General features: G+C 66.5%; 14 protein-coding genes. 3 read left to right on the top strand and 11 right to left on the bottom strand.

Annotated elements, in window-relative coordinates; translation table 11 throughout:
- Positions 1-562: SDR family oxidoreductase (locus tag L995_RS04105; protein ID WP_047469394.1), on the top strand; the 562-nt coding region annotated here is incomplete at its 5' end.
- A gap of 731 nt (positions 563-1,293) precedes the next feature.
- On the top strand, positions 1,294-1,719 hold the full coding sequence (locus L995_RS04100) for a Fur family transcriptional regulator (RefSeq protein WP_047469392.1): 426 nt from the start codon (positions 1,294-1,296) through the stop codon (positions 1,717-1,719).
- Between the two features lie 100 nt (positions 1,720-1,819).
- Here L995_RS04100 and L995_RS04095 read toward each other — a convergent pair whose 3' ends face one another.
- From L995_RS04095 to L995_RS04070, 6 genes are all read right to left on the bottom strand, one after another.
- Entirely contained in the window at positions 1,820-3,184 is a 1,365-nt protein-coding gene (locus L995_RS04095) for a DUF3526 domain-containing protein (protein WP_047219545.1), read from the bottom strand.
- Positions 3,181-4,608 carry an ABC transporter permease gene (locus L995_RS04090; protein ID WP_016454676.1) on the bottom strand — a complete coding sequence of 476 codons (1,428 nt, stop codon included), beginning with the start codon at positions 4,606-4,608 and terminating at the stop codon, positions 3,181-3,183. Before L995_RS04090 ends, L995_RS04095 begins: the two co-directional genes overlap by 4 nt.
- Positions 4,605-5,432: an ABC transporter ATP-binding protein gene (locus L995_RS04085; protein WP_047469386.1), complete on the bottom strand. Its 828-nt coding sequence runs from the start codon at positions 5,430-5,432 to the stop codon at positions 4,605-4,607. Before L995_RS04085 ends, L995_RS04090 begins: the two co-directional genes overlap by 4 nt.
- Before the next feature lie 8 nt (positions 5,433-5,440).
- Positions 5,441-7,636: a TonB-dependent siderophore receptor gene (locus tag L995_RS04080; RefSeq protein WP_026062429.1), complete on the bottom strand. Its 2,196-nt coding sequence runs from the start codon at positions 7,634-7,636 to the stop codon at positions 5,441-5,443.
- 117 nt (positions 7,637-7,753) lie between these two features.
- Positions 7,754-8,107, bottom strand: a complete 354-nt coding sequence (locus tag L995_RS04075) for a hypothetical protein (protein WP_016450639.1) — start codon at positions 8,105-8,107, stop codon at positions 7,754-7,756.
- A gap of 131 nt (positions 8,108-8,238) precedes the next feature.
- Positions 8,239-8,853 carry a TetR/AcrR family transcriptional regulator gene (locus L995_RS04070; protein ID WP_016450638.1) on the bottom strand — a complete coding sequence of 205 codons (615 nt, stop codon included), beginning with the start codon at positions 8,851-8,853 and terminating at the stop codon, positions 8,239-8,241.
- 767 nt (positions 8,854-9,620) lie between these two features.
- Between L995_RS04070 and L995_RS04065 the strand changes: the two genes are divergently transcribed.
- Positions 9,621-9,899 carry an H-NS histone family protein gene (locus L995_RS04065; RefSeq protein ID WP_016450637.1) on the top strand — a complete coding sequence of 93 codons (279 nt, stop codon included), beginning with the start codon at positions 9,621-9,623 and terminating at the stop codon, positions 9,897-9,899.
- Between the two features lie 66 nt (positions 9,900-9,965).
- Here the strand turns inward: L995_RS04065 and L995_RS04060 are convergent, their stop codons facing one another.
- The 5 genes from L995_RS04060 to L995_RS04040 all read right to left on the bottom strand — a co-directional run.
- On the bottom strand, positions 9,966-10,370 hold the full coding sequence (locus L995_RS04060; RefSeq protein ID WP_016450636.1) for a RidA family protein: 405 nt from the start codon (positions 10,368-10,370) through the stop codon (positions 9,966-9,968).
- 4 nt (positions 10,371-10,374) lie between these two features.
- A complete protein-coding gene (locus tag L995_RS04055) occupies positions 10,375-10,827 on the bottom strand; it encodes an acyl-CoA thioesterase (RefSeq protein ID WP_016450635.1) in 453 nt (150 codons plus the stop codon).
- A gap of 9 nt (positions 10,828-10,836) precedes the next feature.
- Positions 10,837-12,477 (bottom strand): AMP-binding protein, encoded by a 1,641-nt coding sequence (locus tag L995_RS04050; protein WP_047469380.1) that lies wholly within the window; start codon positions 12,475-12,477, stop codon positions 10,837-10,839.
- A gap of 41 nt (positions 12,478-12,518) precedes the next feature.
- Complete coding sequence (locus tag L995_RS04045; RefSeq protein WP_013801799.1) at positions 12,519-13,688, bottom strand: acyl-CoA dehydrogenase family protein; 1,170 nt, start codon at positions 13,686-13,688, stop codon at positions 12,519-12,521.
- A gap of 2 nt (positions 13,689-13,690) precedes the next feature.
- Positions 13,691-14,139: enoyl-CoA hydratase-related protein (locus L995_RS04040; protein WP_047469375.1), on the bottom strand; the 449-nt coding region annotated here is incomplete at its 5' end.

Raw genomic sequence — 14,139 nt, 5'->3', positions numbered from 1 at the left:
GCTGGCCCGGGCCCTGGTCGAAACCGCCACGGCGCGCTTTGGCGGCCTGGACATCGCCTTCAACAATGCCGGCATGACGGGCGATCCCTGCGCCCTGCCCGACCTGTCGCTGCAGGCCTGGCAGGAGGCCATCGCCACCAATCTCACCAGCGCCTTTCTGGGCGCCAAGCACCAGATACCGGCCCTGCTGGCACGCGGCGGCGGCTCGCTGATCTTCACCTCCACCTTCGTGGGCTACACGGCGGGCCTGCCCGGCATGGGCGCCTATGCCGCCAGCAAGGCCGGCCTCGTCGGCCTCACCCAGGTCATCGCGGCTGAATACGGCCCCCGCGGCCTGCGGGCCAACGCCCTGCTGCCCGGCGGCACCGACACGCCCATGGGCCGCGCCAGCACCCCCACGCCCGAGGCACGCGCCTTTGTCGAAAACCTGCACGCCCTCAAGCGCCTGGCCACACCGGCGGAGATTGCAGCGGCAGCGCTGTTCCTGGCGTCGGATGCATCCAGCTTCGTCACGGGAACGGCCATGGTGGTCGATGGCGGTGTGTCCATCCAACGGACTTGAAGCAGAGCCCCGCCAAAGCCGTCGCGGCAATGGCGGCCCGCTCGGATCTTCCGGTCGCCTGCGGCGGCTTTATCAGGGGAGTTTTGAAAGTGGCATTCCTGCCCCAATAATTCCCCTGGAAACGATGCTTGTGCCTTCGCTGTTCATTCCCGCATCGTGGCCAAGGAGCTGGCTGATGTTTTCTGACCACGCAATTCACGACGAAGCAACTGCGGCAAATGGTGCCCGGATGCTGAATCGACATGGGGTGACATGAACCATTACGGGATGGCCGCACCTTTCTTCCAGGGAATGGATGATGGACAAACGAGGTGCATTGAGGCAATCTGCTTGAATCGGTAATACACTGCCCATGCAATCCATTGCATCGCGTCTCCAGCAACTACCGTCGGATGCAGGACCTGCGCAAAATGCCGCACAACCCTTGTTTCAAGCATTCTTCAGACAATAGATCAATTACATCCCATTACAGCATTGTGGACGGCTATGGTATTTAACCTTCGCACAAGGCCCATCGAATGCTCACGACATATACTCGCGCAAAACCGCAAGAATGGAATACCTGTTGTCCGTCCGATGTGATTTTTTCTCTTTGAAGAAAAGAACCGTTGCAGGGATTGCATCCCCATGCTCGCAGGAGCTACAGGCAGGCACAGTTCCATTTCGGCTGTGAGCGTTCGTGAACACTGATTAATCGCTTCGAGATTGTTATAGTAAATAACGGAACTACCATGACTAGACACACTCAGCCCATCGTGGAGCGCTTGTTCAGGCCAATGGAACGCTCGACCCGCCAGCGCAGTTCGATACGCACGGTCATGGAAGAGGCCGGGCGCCCCCTGCTCCCCGCTGAAATCCTGGGTGCAGCGCAGCGCGAAGTGCCGGCCATCGGTCTGGCCACGGTGTACCGCAACATCAAGCAATTGATGGAAGCCGGTGAGGTGCAGGCCGTGGACCTGCCCGGCGAGGCCACGCGCTACGAACTCAGCGGCCGCGCCCATCACCACCATTTCCGCTGCATGAGCTGCAACCGCGTGTTCAACGTGCCCGGTTGCCTTGGTGACATGCAGCGCATCGTGCCCGAAGGCTTTGTGGTGGAACGCCATGAGATGACGATGTACGGCGTCTGCAGCGACTGCCACCAGAACGTGCAGTAGCGGCGGGCCCCGGGCCTCAGGCCCAGGCATCGGCAAGCCGACAGCCATGGCGCAGGCCTTCCCTGCGCCATGGCTGTTTCTTTTTCCCCGGTCCGCTGCCTCAGCGCCTGCCCGGCCGCACGCGGCCTGCGGCAACGCCCCCGGCGAGCAAGGCCAGCGCAGCCACCGCCCAGAGCATCGCCACCTGACCCCAGGTCTGCGGCGCATGGCGCGGACTGGCCGTGAAGACCGGCTGCGCTGCAAAGTCCTTCGCGCCGAATGGACGGTCCTCGAACAGATAGGGATAGAAGAAAGTCCGCAGCCGCGCATGGAAGGCGGCAATGTCGTCCTGGTAGGCCAGCTGCGCCAGCAGGTCGGTGCCGGCCTGGCGGTGCAATGCGGCCTGCACGCCCACGCCGGGCAGCAGCCAGCCCAGGCGCCCGGTCCAGGCCTGGCGCGCCTGCAGGCCTTCCCGATAGGCGGCGAACTGGGGGGCGACGCTTTCATCACCGAGCTGCTGGAAGGCGTAGTACCACTTCCAGTGAAAGCCCGCAGGCAGCGGCGCGGTGTTGCGCCATTCGGGGTGGTTGCGGAAGAAGCGCTCCATGGTCTGCTCGCGCGGCAGGTCCCAGGCACCATGCACGGTCTGGCGCTGGGCCAGCATCAGCTCCACGCCCTGGCTCACGGGCACGGCGCGCGACAGCGCGGCATTGGCCAGCGTGGGCAGCACCAGGGTCAGCACGGCCCAGCAGCCCATGAGGGCCATGGCGTTGGCCACCGAACTGCCGCCCAGCGTGGCGACCACCAGGCACAGCCCGCTCCAGAAGGCCACATAGGCCGTGGCGCTCAGCAGCACGGAGGCGATGGCGCCCGCCTGCGCCCCGCTGGCCAATGCCCCTGCCAGGGCCGGCAGCGCCAGGCATGCCAGCAACAGCACCGAACGCAGGCCCGCACGGCGCAGCCACAGCCGGCGCCCGCTGCCGGGCATGGCCTGAAGCGTGCCCAGGCGTCCCGATTCGCGCTCGCCCGAGACCAGGTCGTAGAGCAGTGCAATCAGGAACAGCGGCGCCAGGTAGACCAGCACAAAGGCGAAGTCGAAGCGGCCCGCCAGCGCCAGTTCGGGGTTGAAGCTCTCGCCTTCATGCAGCTGCGCCTGCAGCGCCAGGGCACGCACGCGCAGCACATAGGGCGCGGCATCGCGCAGGCCCAGGGCGAGGAAGGCCGTGGACGACGGTGCATCCCAGGTGCTGTGAAAGCCGTAGTAGGCCACCGAGCCCGCATCGCCGGGCTGTGCATGCCGACCTGCCTGGGCCGCCATTTCCTGCTGCTGCATTTGGGCCAGACGGTCCAGGGTCTGGCGCTGCGACGAGATCTCGCGCAGGCCCGACAGCACTGCCAGCGTGGACAGCAACAGCAGCAGGGCCAGGGCGCACAGCGCCAGGCGCGAGCGCGTCAGAAGACGCCATTCATGTCGTAGCCAGCTCATCGCACCACCCTCCCCAGACGTTGCGTGGCCACCAGCAAGGCGGCCGCCAGCGCCGCCAGCCATCCCAACAGCACGCAGGCTGCGGGTGCCGCGCGGCGCAAGGCCGCCAGCGGCGGATCGGGCTCGTGATGGAAGTCGGAGACGCCGCGCCAGTGCTCGTGGCTGATGCGGTTGTCTCGGCTGGAACGGTCACCCGCGTAGCTGAGCTTGTCCACCTGCAGCTGGTTGAGCGCCTGCACCATGCGGTAGCGATGCTGCTCGGCCTGCTCCAGAAAGCGCCGATAGCCTTGCAGGTCGGTGCCGGCCACGGCCATGGACAGGCGGCGCAGCGCAATCAAGGGGCTGACCAGGGCAAAGCCGTCGGCGCTGCGCAGTTGCCGGGCCTGCAGATCGAAGCTGGCCTCGGCATGGCGCCTGAAGAGCTCGCTGGTCAGCCGCTCGCCCTCCATGCCGACCAGGCCCTTGTAGTTGACGGGCAGATCCTCCACACGCGACACGCCGTACTGCGCAAGCACTTTGGCGCGAAAGGCGGCGAAGTAGGGATCGTCGGGATTGTGGCTGTCGCCCAGCGCCGCCAGCTCGCGCGCCGTGGCGATGTCGGTCTCGAAGCGCGTGGGCAATGCCAGGGCCGCGCCCACCAGCTCCGGCGCCAGCCGGGGCACCAGCACCACGCCAATGGCCCACGCGGCCAGCAGGGCCAGCAAGGCATCGCGCCCGCGCCGCATGAGGGCCGAGACCGCGGTGATGCCCACGGCCCACAGCAGCAGCCACAGCACATGGCCAGCCGCCAGCGCGGCCACCAGGCTGATGGGCACGGGCGTGGCCACCGCCATCCAGGCCAGGGCCAGCAAGGCGGGCAGCAGCACCAGGGCCGCCACGCCCGTCAGCGCCAGCAGCTTGCCGGCCACGAACTGCCGCATGCCCACGCCCTGGGCCAGCAGCACGCGCAAGGTGCCGGCCTCGCGCTCTCGCGCGATGCAGGCATGGCCCACGAAGATCAGCAGCAGCGGTGCCAGCACCTGCAGCACAAAGGCCGGCGTGAGCTGGCCGAAGCGCAGCAGCAGCGACGACTGGCGCACATCGCCGAAGTTGGCGCTGTTCTGGCGGTGGCCTTCGAGAAACAGCGTGTGGCCGGTGTAGGCGTCTATGCCCGCATCGAAGGCCGCCAGCGGATTGAGCGGGCGGAACACGAAATGGCCGTAGTGCACCATGCGGTGCGGATGGCGGTCGGGCTGGGCCTCGAACTCATGGTCCACCTGCGACTGGTGGCGTTCGCGCTGGGCCTGGGCCGCGCTGCGCTGGTCCCAGGCGGTGAAGGCGGCAGTAGCACCGAGCAGCAGCCACAGCACCATGCCCAGCACGGCCACGCGGTCGCGCAGCAGCAGGCGCCATTCCTCGCGTGCAATGGTCCAGGCCGTGCTCATGCCGCGGCCCCCTGCACGCCTGCGTCTGCGTCTGCGTCTGCGTGTGCGTCTGCACTCGCACTCGCACCCGAACCTGTACCCGCGTAGTGGCGGTGCAGTGCCCGCACGTCAAAGCGCTCTTCCCCACGGGCCGCCACCTCCTCCACCAGCCTGCCGCCCGCGATGAAGCCCATGCGGTCGGCCACATCGGCCGCCCCCAGCAGGTCGTGCGTGACCATGAGAATGGCCACGCCCTGGCCGCGCAGCTGCGTGATGAGCCGGCTGAATTCGGCCGTGGCCTGCGGGTCCAGGCCCGAAGTGGGTTCGTCCAGCAGCAGTGCCGGCACCTTGCGTGCCAGCGCCAGCGCAATGGCCACCTTCTGCCGCATGCCCTTGGAAAAGCCCGAGACGCGCCGGTCATGCGCGGCCGCATCCAGCCCTGCAGCGGACAAGGCCTGGCCGATGGCATCCCTGCTGGCGGGCTGGCCCGCCAGGTCCAGCAGATAGGCCACGTTCTCGCGCGCGCTCAGGTGCTCGTACAGCGCCACGTTCTCGGGGATATAGGCGATCAGGCCGCGCGCCTGCGCGGCAGCCGTCACCGGGTCCACGCCCTGCACGCGCACCTGGCCGCTGCGCGGCCGCACAAAGCCCAGGAACAGGCTCAGCGTGGTGGTCTTGCCCGCGCCGTTGGCGCCCAGCAGCGCATAGATCTCGCCGGCATGCACGGCCAGGTCCAGGCCCTGGAGGATGGTGCGCTCGCCATAGTCCACCACGGCGCCCAGCGCTTGGAGCACGGGCGTGGAGGCAGAAGTGGGGTTGGAAGAAACAGGAAGGGATGGATGCATGGCGGGGCTCAGAACTTGGCTTGAAGGCCTACGGTGACGGTGCGGGCGGTGCCCGGCGTCACCCACAGCCGGCTGTACGAGCTGGTGTAGTAGGTCTTGTCAAAGAGGTTGTCCACGTCCAGCGTCAGGCGCAGCGTGGGGCTGATGCGCCAGTAGGCCACCAGCTTGGCGGTGGTGTAGCCGGGCAGATCGAAGGCCGCCTTGCCCGCGTCGGCCTCGGCCTGCGTGCGGGCCTGGCCCAGGCGCTTGCCCACGCGGGTGACGCCGCCGCCAATGCCGTAGCGCTGGCCGTTGGAGAAGGCGTTCTCGTAGACCGCCAGCACGCTGCCGTTGACCTTGGGCACGTTGAGCAAGCGCCCGCCCACTTCCAGCGTGTTGTCGCGCGAGATCTCCACGTCGTTGAGCACCAGGCTCGCATTCAGGCGCCAACGCTGCGTGACCTGGCCGGCAAAGTCGAACTCCAGCCCCCGGCTGCGGATCTCGCCGGCCGAGACCGAGTAGCCGGCGTTGCCCGGGTCGGCCGTCAGCACGTTGCGCTTGCGGATGTCGAACAGCGCGGCCGTGGCACCCATGCGCCGGTCGGCGCTTTCCCACTTGGCGCCCAGCTCCATGGAGCGGCCGGATTCGGGACTGAAGCCCGCGCCGGCCACATCGACGCCCACGTTGGGCCGGAACGAGCGGCCCACGTTGGCATAGAAGGTCCATTGCGGCAGCGGCAGCCAGCTCAGGCCCAGGCGCGGAGAGGTCGAGGTCGGGTCCTGCTGCGTGGTCGCGCCCGTGCGGCGGTTGTGCAGCGACTGGTCATAGCGGTCCATGCGCAGGCCGGCCACCACGCGCCACTGGGGCGAGAGCTTGATGGCGTCCTGCAGGTAGAAGGCCGTGTTGCGCTGGCGCTCGAAGGTATCGGTATTGGCCGTGGGCACGGGCTGCGTGCCTCCATAGACGGGGTTGTAGATATTGATGGCATAGGGATTGGCCGCCGTGGGGTTGGCGCGCAGCATCACCGTATCCATGTCGAAGCGAAAGCTCTCCAGGCCCAGCAGCAGCTCGTGTTCGACGGTGCCCGTTTTCACCGTACCCTGCAGCTCGGCCTGCACGGCGATATCGTCGGACTGGTAGTCGCGGAAACGCCGCTGGCGCGTCAGGTCGCCATTGGCCAGCAGCGCATGGGGTTCGGTGGAAAAGCCGTTGATCGAGGTCTCGCGGTAGGACAGACCCAGGCGGCTGCGCCACTGCGCGCTCCACTCATGCGAGAGGATGAACTGGTGCGTGCGGTTTTCCACCGTCACATCGCCGTCGCGCGGGTCGCCCAGGAAGCGGCTGCGCGAGATGGCGCCCAGGCGGTCGCCCACGGCCACCACGCCACGGTCCAGCGGCGTCTTGTGGCGCAGCAGCTCGCCCGAGTACTCCAGCACCGTATCGCGCCCCAGCTTCCAGGTGAAGGCCGGCGCAATCACCTGGCGGCTGGCGCCCACGAAGTCGCGGAAGCTGTCGCGGTCCTCCACGGCGATGTTGAGCCGGTAGGCAAAGTTCTCGCCAATCGGTCCCGTGCTGTCGAGCGCGCCGCGCCGCAGCCCGTAGCTGCCCGCATAGGCTTCCACGGAATGCGAAGGCGTCCACAGCGGACGCTTGGAGACGACGTTCAGCGTGCCGCCCGGCTCGCTGCTGCCATAGAGCGCAGCGGCCGTGCCCTTGAGGAACTCGATGCGCTCCACGCCGGCCAGATCACGCGGCGCGTTGAAGCCGCGCCCCGAGGAAAAGCCGTTGAACAAGGTGGCCATGCCCACGTTCTGATCGCCGGGCAGGCCGCGAATGACGATGTTGTCCCACAGGCCGCCAAAGTTGTTCTGGCGCGAGACGCCGCCCACATAGTCCAGCACATCGTCGAGCTTGGTGGCTCCCAGGTCGTCCATGGCCTGGCGCGTGATCACGCGCACCGACTGCGGCAGCTCGCGCAGCGGCAGGTCGGTCTTGGCGCCTGCCGCCTCATCGGTGTGATAGGCGCCCGAGGCCGTGCGGCCCACGACTTCCACGGCAGGCAGCAGGGTCTGCTCCTGGGGCGACGGCGCTGACGGCACGGATGCCGCAGGTTGTTCCTGGCCCTGGGCCAGCACGGGCGTGGAGAAGAAAGCGGCAGCGCTCAGAGCAAGCGGCAGCGGGCGAAGGCCGGGGAGCGGCTTCGCGAGGATGGAGAAGGCAGTCATGATGAAAACGGGCACGGGCGCATGCCGCCGGCATCAGAAGCCGGCGCGCGCAAACACGGACATGCCGCCAGCACCAACGGGTGCCGGCGGCAGAGAAGGAGAAAAGTGCTTGCGGATTCAGCGCGGCGGGTCGCGCGATGCAAAGGCCCAGCGGTTCTGCGAGGGGATAGCGCCGCCCACGGTGCGCGGCGGCACCCTCTCAGGCGGTGCGGCCACGGCCAGCGGCAGGCCGAAGTGCGGCAGCCAGGCCGCCGCATGCGGTGCATGGCCCATGCACCAGACGCAGACGGCTTCCGCGGCTTCCGCCTTTTCACCGGCCGGCGCCTTGTCCTCGCAGCCGTTCAGGCCGGCAAACGCCTGGCCGGGCGCTGCCGCCGCCTGCCGGATATGCGTTGCGCCGTGCAGGGGCATGCCAATGGCCGTGTTGAAGAACACGGCCAGCAATAGCAGGCGCAAAACAAGCAGGCGCATAAGACGGCGATCTTACTATTGACAATTCAATATCGTTAACTATCCGCCGGCATTTTCAGCACGGGCCCGGAGACAGCGCGGCAATATGGCACAGGCATGTGACAGCCGACTGGCGATTTCCCGCATTGTGCCTATTGATCTGCGGGCCCCACGCCCCGGAAGAACATGTCGCAGATCTGGTCCGCCACCTTCTCCAGCGAGCCCTTGCGGGGGTTGAACCAGGACTGTATGGAGTTGATGCTGCCCAGGATCATGATGCGCGCCAGGTGGATGTCGGCATCGGCCCGCAGGCGGCCTTCGGCGCGCAGGTCTTCGAGCAGGCCGCTCCAGAATTTCTGGTGGCGCTCGCGGCGCTTGATCTGGCGTTCGCGCACCTTGTCGGGCAACTGGCCCAGCAGGCGGCCGTGGGCCAGGGCGAAGTCCCCATGCTTGATCAGGCCCGCCATCTGGCCCAGCACGGCTGCGCGGAAACGCTGCTCGGCCGTGGCGTCGGCGCCCAGCGCGGCAAGGCGCTCCTGCTGCTGGCTGATGATGCGGTTGCCGCCCTGCTCCATGACCTCGTCCACCAGTTCCTCCTTGGAGGCGAAGTGGTAGTAGATGCTGGCGGCCTCTATCCCGGACTGCTCGGCAATGTTGCGCATGGTGGTGGCAGAGTAGCCCTGCTCACCGAAGGTGCGGGCGGCCAGCTTGAGAAGGGTCTCGCGGGTCTCGTTGCCGTCGTGGGCGCTGGTCTGCCTTCTTGCCATGTCTGCCAGGGTGTGGATCGTTGTAGTGCGGCGATGCTAACAGGCTGTTGGTGGCACGCCAATCAAGCGTTCGGTACGCGCCCGCTGCCTGGCGGGCATGGCCGGGCCGCGAAACTGCGCCTGAAGAATCAGCCCCAAAGGCATTCCCGGGACTGCAATGGCCTGGCAATCAACGGCTCATGCATTTTCCGCGATATCGGCGGAAGATATTTCAAACCACGGCCAGGAATTCAATCCTCGCAATACAAAAAATCCATCCAGCCAATCGACAAGACAAATGAAACAACGCGTGTTAATCGCAAGATTAAATAGCAGAATCGAATCACATGTAATTTATTTTATAAATCGATAAATAAAATCGATTGATGAAACAAAATCAGCACCCGCAACCGGTTCTGAAATGGGAACTTGTACGATCACCTCGTCGCGGCTGCCCTGCAAAAGCATGCCAGCACGCCCTCTCCAGAGGAGGAAGCGCCAACCACAATGCTCTGCAAATGTAACAAAGACGCAACAGCTTTTGTAAAGTGGCGGTTATCAAGATGTTGCTGGATATAATGCGGATCGCCTCGGAATATGCCCAGGCATGAGAAGAAGCTGTCTACACCCCATAGAACGCTCACATCATCAGTATTTATACTTACGGTGATATCTTCATCCCCCACTGCACATGCACCAACCTTGACCATTGCGTAAAGAGTTCCGGGTCGTTGTTCTTGCTGCGCAGTTTTCGACAAATAGCCGCACTTAGAAATTCTTCTATCAAGATGACTACATACCAAGAGCTGATTGCCCAGAAAAAACTGCTCGACCAGCAAATCGACGAGGCCCGCAAGCTGGAGTCCAAAGCGGCTCTGGCATCGGTGCAGGAACTGGTCCGGGAGTTTGGCTTTACGGCACAGCAGGTCTTCCCCTGGAAGCCCGATGGCAAGAAGAGCGCCCCCGCCAAGTACCAGGACCCCGAGTCCGGCAAGACCTGGACCGGCCGCGGCAAGCCGCCGAACTGGATCCTGGGCAAGGACCGCACCCTGTTCGAAATCAAGTGAGTCCCTGCCGCGCATGGGCCCGCCCGCACGGCGGCGCACATGCGCGGGCACATGCTCAGAGGTGCGTCATGCAGGCACCACCGCCGTGACCTCGATCTCCACCTTGGCCCGGTCTTCCACCAGATCCGCCACCTCCACCGCCGTCATGGCGGGGAAATGCCGCCCGATCAGTTCGCGGTAGTGCTTTCCAATGGCCGGATAGGCCGCCACGTATTCCTGCTTGTCGGTCACATACCAGGTCATGCGCACGATGTGCTCGGGCCTGGCGCCGCCTTCGGCGAGGATGGCGACGATATTGGCCAGCGCCTGCCGCACCTGTCCGGCAAAGTCGTCCGTCTCGAATTGCTGCTGGCCGTTCCAGCCAATCTGCCCGCCGACAAACACCAGCCGGGAGCCGACCGTCATTTCGGTTAGGATGCCATTGGCATAGCCTCGTGGCGCCAGCCAGTCCGGGGGTTGCAGAGTCTTCATTGCTTCATCCTGTTCTCGTTGAATCCGTAAAACCGTCCTGCGGCACCAGATAGGCCTGCAGGCGCTCGCGCAGATCGGCCGGCAGTGGCGTGGCCTTCATGCTGCGCAAATCCATGGTGACGATGGTCATGCGCGCAGACAGCCGTCGCTGGCCGTCCGGCCCCTCGAAACGCACATCGAACTGGAACGACGCCCCGCCGATGCGGCGCACCTCCAATACCTGGCGCAGCGTGTCGTGCCAGCGGCTGGGCGCCGTGAAATCGCATTGCACCGACACCGTGGGCGTGCCCACCTGGCGCTGTACATGCAGGGTGTGGAATGGCAGGCCCATTCCCCTGTCGAACCATTCCTCCACCAGGTCGTTGACCATTTCGAAATAGCGCGGGTAAAAGACGATGCCGGCCGGATCGCAATGGCGAAACAGCACCTGCACCTGGCTGACGAAGGCGGAGGCCATGGCGCGCGCTCACGGCATCTTGCGCAGCACGAAGCGCTGCAGCTTGCCGGTCTCGGTGCGCGGCAGGGCCGGCACGAAGACAATGGCGCGCGGGTACTTGTAGGGCGCAATGCTGGCCTTGACGAAGGCCTGCAGCGTGGCGGCCATGTCGTCGCCGGCCGCAAAGCCGGGCTTGAGCACCACAAAGGCCTTGACCACCTGGCCGCGCTCGTCGTCTGCCGCGCCTATCACGCCGCATTCGGCCACGGCCTCGTGGCGCAGCAGTGCGTCCTCCACCTCGGGGCCGGCGATGTTGTAGCCGGCCGAGATGATCATGTCGTCATTGCGCGCCTGGTAGAACAGATAGCCGTCGGCATCACGCACAAAGGTGTCGCCGGGCAGGTTCCAGCCGTTTTGCACAAAGCGCTTCTGGCGCTCGTCGGCAAGATACCGGCAGCCGGTCGGCCCCTTGATGGCCAGGCGGCCGGGCGTGCCGTCGGGCACGGGCTGCATGTCGTCGTCCACCACCTGGGCCACATAGCCGGGCACGACCTTGCCGATGGCGCCCGCACGCACCTCCTCGGGCGGGCTGGACACGAAGACGTGGATGAGCTCGGTGCCGCCGATGCCGTCGATCATCTCGATGCCCGTGGCCTGCTTCCACAGCTGGCGCGTGGCGTCCGGCAGGGCCTCGCCGGCCGAGACACTTTTCCTGAGTGACGACAGGTCGAAGCGCGCTGCCTGCGCCGCCATCTGCCGGTAGAAGGTGGGTGCGGTGAAGACGATGGTGGCGCGGAAATCCTGCACCAGCTGCAGCAGCCCTTCGGGCGTGAGCTTTTCGGCCAGCACGGTGCTGGCGCCCACGCGCAGCGGAAAGCACAGCAGCCCGCCCAGGCCAAAGGTGAAGGCCAGTGGCGGCGTGCCGCAGAAGATGTCGTCCGGACCCGGCCGGATCACATGGCGCGGAAACAGGTCGCACATGGCCAGCACGTCGCGGTGGAAATGCATGCAGCCCTTGGGCGCGCCCGTGGTGCCGCTGGTGAAGGCGATGAGGCAGACATCGTAGGCCGCCGTGTCGCAGCAGGCAAAGGTGTCGGGCTTGGCTGCGGCCAGGGCGTCCAGCGCGTCGGCTGCGCCATCGTTGAAATACAGCACGCGCGAAAGGTCCGGGCAATGGTGTTCATGGCCGGGCTGCAGGCACAGCTGCACCTCGTCCTTGAGGCGCACATCGCACAGCACGGCCTGCACCCGGGCCTTGGCGATGATCTGCTGCAGCTCCTTGGCACGCAGCAGCGGCATGGTGGGCACCGTCACCAGCCCGGCCTTGATGGCGGCCAGCCAGGAAGCGGCCATCATGGCGTTGTTGGGGCCGCGCAGCAGCAGCCGGTTGCCGGGCACCAGCTGCAGGTCTTCCACCAGCACATGGGCGATGCGGTTGGTCAGCGCCTGCAGTTCGGCATAGGTCATGGCGGCCTGGTCGGCGCCCTGCCTCCAGCGCAGGGCCACGCGGTCGCCATGGCCGCGCGCCACCATGGCATCGACCAGTTCGGCCGCGCAGTTCAGGCGTTCGGGATAGGCCACGTCCGGGCCGTCGAGCAGGAACTCGGGCCATTGGTCGGGCGGCGGCAGGTTGTCCCGGGCGAAAGTATCGATGTGGGCGGAGGCTTGCATGCGATGTTCCCTGGCTTTGCGTTGAATGGGCAGCCTGCCGCTCAGGCCTTGAGCAGCTCGCGCGCGATGATGAGTTTCTGCACCTCGGTCGCGCCCTCGTAGATGCGCAGCGCGCGGATCTCGCGGTACAGCGTCTCCACCGGCATGCCCGAGACCACGCCCGCCCCACCGAACATCTGCAGCGCGCGGTCGATCACGGCCTGGGCCGATTCAGTGGCCGTCATCTTGGCCATGGCCGCCTCGCGCGTGGTGCGCGTCTTCTTCACATCGCGCATCCAGGCGGCCCGGTAGGTCAGCAGGGCCGATGCGTCGATGGCCGTGTCCATGTCGCCCAGCGCGGCCTGGGTCAGTTGCAGGTCGCCCAGGGTCTGCCCGAACATGCGGCGTGACTTGGCGCGTGCCAGGCCTTCGTCCAGCGCGCGGCGCGCAAAGCCCAGTGCGGCGGCGGCCACCGAGGCGCGGAAGATGTCCAGCGTCATCATGGCCAGCTTGAAGCCCTGCCCCGGCTCGCCCAGGCGCTGCGACACGGGTATGCGGCAGTTGTCGAAACGGATGGTGGCCAGCGGGTGCGGCGCGATCAGCTCGATGCGCTCGCCAATGGAGAAACCCGGCGTGTCCGCATCGACCACGAAGGCGCTGATGCCGCGCGCCCCCGGCGCCTCGCCCGTGCGGGCGAACACGCAGTAGAAGTCGGCAATGCCGCCGTTGGAGATCCAGGTCTTGGCACCGTTGAGCACATAGTGGTCGCCTTCGAGCCGCGCCTCGCAGGCCATGGCGGCCACGTCGGAGCCGGCATCGGGCTCGGACAGCGCAAACGCCGCAATGGCCTCGCCACGCGCCACGCGTGGCAGGTAGCGCTGGCGCAGCGCGTCCGACCCCATGAGCGATATCGCACCGCTGCCCAGCCCCTGCATGGCAAAGGCGAAGTCGGCCAGGCCTTCATGGCGGGCCAGGGTCTCGCGCAGGATGCAGACCGCACGCGAGTCCACCTCGGGCAAGGCCCCGCCCCAGGCGCCGCCGGGGCCGGACGGCACGGCATAGCGCAGCCAGCCGGCCTGGCCCAGGGCCTTCACCAGTTGGCGGCAGGCTGCATCGGCATCGTGGTGGTCCACATCGCCCAGGGATTGGGCGCACCAGGCATCGGCCTCATGCGCCAGCGTGCGGTGGGCGTCATCGAAGAAAGGCCAGTCCAGCCAGGAGGAATCACGCATTTTCAGTTTCCTTCGAAGACGGGCTTTTGCTTGGCCACGAAGGCCTCGTAGGCGCGGTGGAAGTCGCGCGTCTGCATGCAGATGGCCTGGGCCTCGGCTTCGGCCTCGATGGCCTCGTCCACACCCATGTTCCATTCCTGGTGCAGCAGCTTCTTGGTCACGCCATGGGCAAAGGTGGGGCCGGCGGCCAGCTGGGCGGCCAGCGCATGGGCGGCTTCGCCGATCTGCTCGGGGCTGTGCAATGCATTGAAGAAGCCCCAGGCAGCGCCCTCCTCGGCCGTCATGGCGCGGCCCGTGTACAGCAGCTCGGAGGCGCGGCCCTGGCCGATCATGCGCGGCAGCAGCGTGCAGGCGCCCATGTCGGCACCGGCCAGGCCTACGCGGGTGAAGAGAAACGCCGTGCGCGCGGCCGGCGTGCCCAGGCGCATGTCGGCCGCCAGCGCGACCATGG

Source organism: Delftia sp. ZNC0008, from assembly GCF_000799035.1.
In the GTDB taxonomy this organism is placed as follows: domain Bacteria; phylum Pseudomonadota; class Gammaproteobacteria; order Burkholderiales; family Burkholderiaceae_C; genus Comamonas; species Comamonas tsuruhatensis.
Note: the sequence above shows the minus strand (reverse complement) of the source record. Positions and strands in the feature narration are given on the sequence as shown.

Coding starts and splice junctions, on each gene's coding strand:
- L995_RS04090 (WP_016454676.1), bottom strand. CDS start 4,608: ATGAGCACGGCCTGGACCATTGCACGCGAGGAATGGCGCCTGCTGCTG.
- L995_RS04075 (WP_016450639.1), bottom strand. CDS start 8,107: ATGCGCCTGCTTGTTTTGCGCCTGCTATTGCTGGCCGTGTTCTTCAAC.
- L995_RS04050 (WP_047469380.1), bottom strand. CDS start 12,477: ATGCAAGCCTCCGCCCACATCGATACTTTCGCCCGGGACAACCTGCCG.
- L995_RS04100 (WP_047469392.1), top strand. CDS start 1,294: ATGACTAGACACACTCAGCCCATCGTGGAGCGCTTGTTCAGGCCAATG.
- L995_RS04070 (WP_016450638.1), bottom strand. CDS start 8,853: ATGGCAAGAAGGCAGACCAGCGCCCACGACGGCAACGAGACCCGCGAG.
- L995_RS04065 (WP_016450637.1), top strand. CDS start 9,621: ATGACTACATACCAAGAGCTGATTGCCCAGAAAAAACTGCTCGACCAG.
- L995_RS04045 (WP_013801799.1), bottom strand. CDS start 13,688: ATGCGTGATTCCTCCTGGCTGGACTGGCCTTTCTTCGATGACGCCCAC.
- L995_RS04080 (WP_026062429.1), bottom strand. CDS start 7,636: ATGACTGCCTTCTCCATCCTCGCGAAGCCGCTCCCCGGCCTTCGCCCG.
- L995_RS04085 (WP_047469386.1), bottom strand. CDS start 5,432: ATGCATCCATCCCTTCCTGTTTCTTCCAACCCCACTTCTGCCTCCACG.
- L995_RS04055 (WP_016450635.1), bottom strand. CDS start 10,827: ATGGCCTCCGCCTTCGTCAGCCAGGTGCAGGTGCTGTTTCGCCATTGC.
- L995_RS04095 (WP_047219545.1), bottom strand. CDS start 3,184: ATGAGCTGGCTACGACATGAATGGCGTCTTCTGACGCGCTCGCGCCTG.
- L995_RS04060 (WP_016450636.1), bottom strand. CDS start 10,370: ATGAAGACTCTGCAACCCCCGGACTGGCTGGCGCCACGAGGCTATGCC.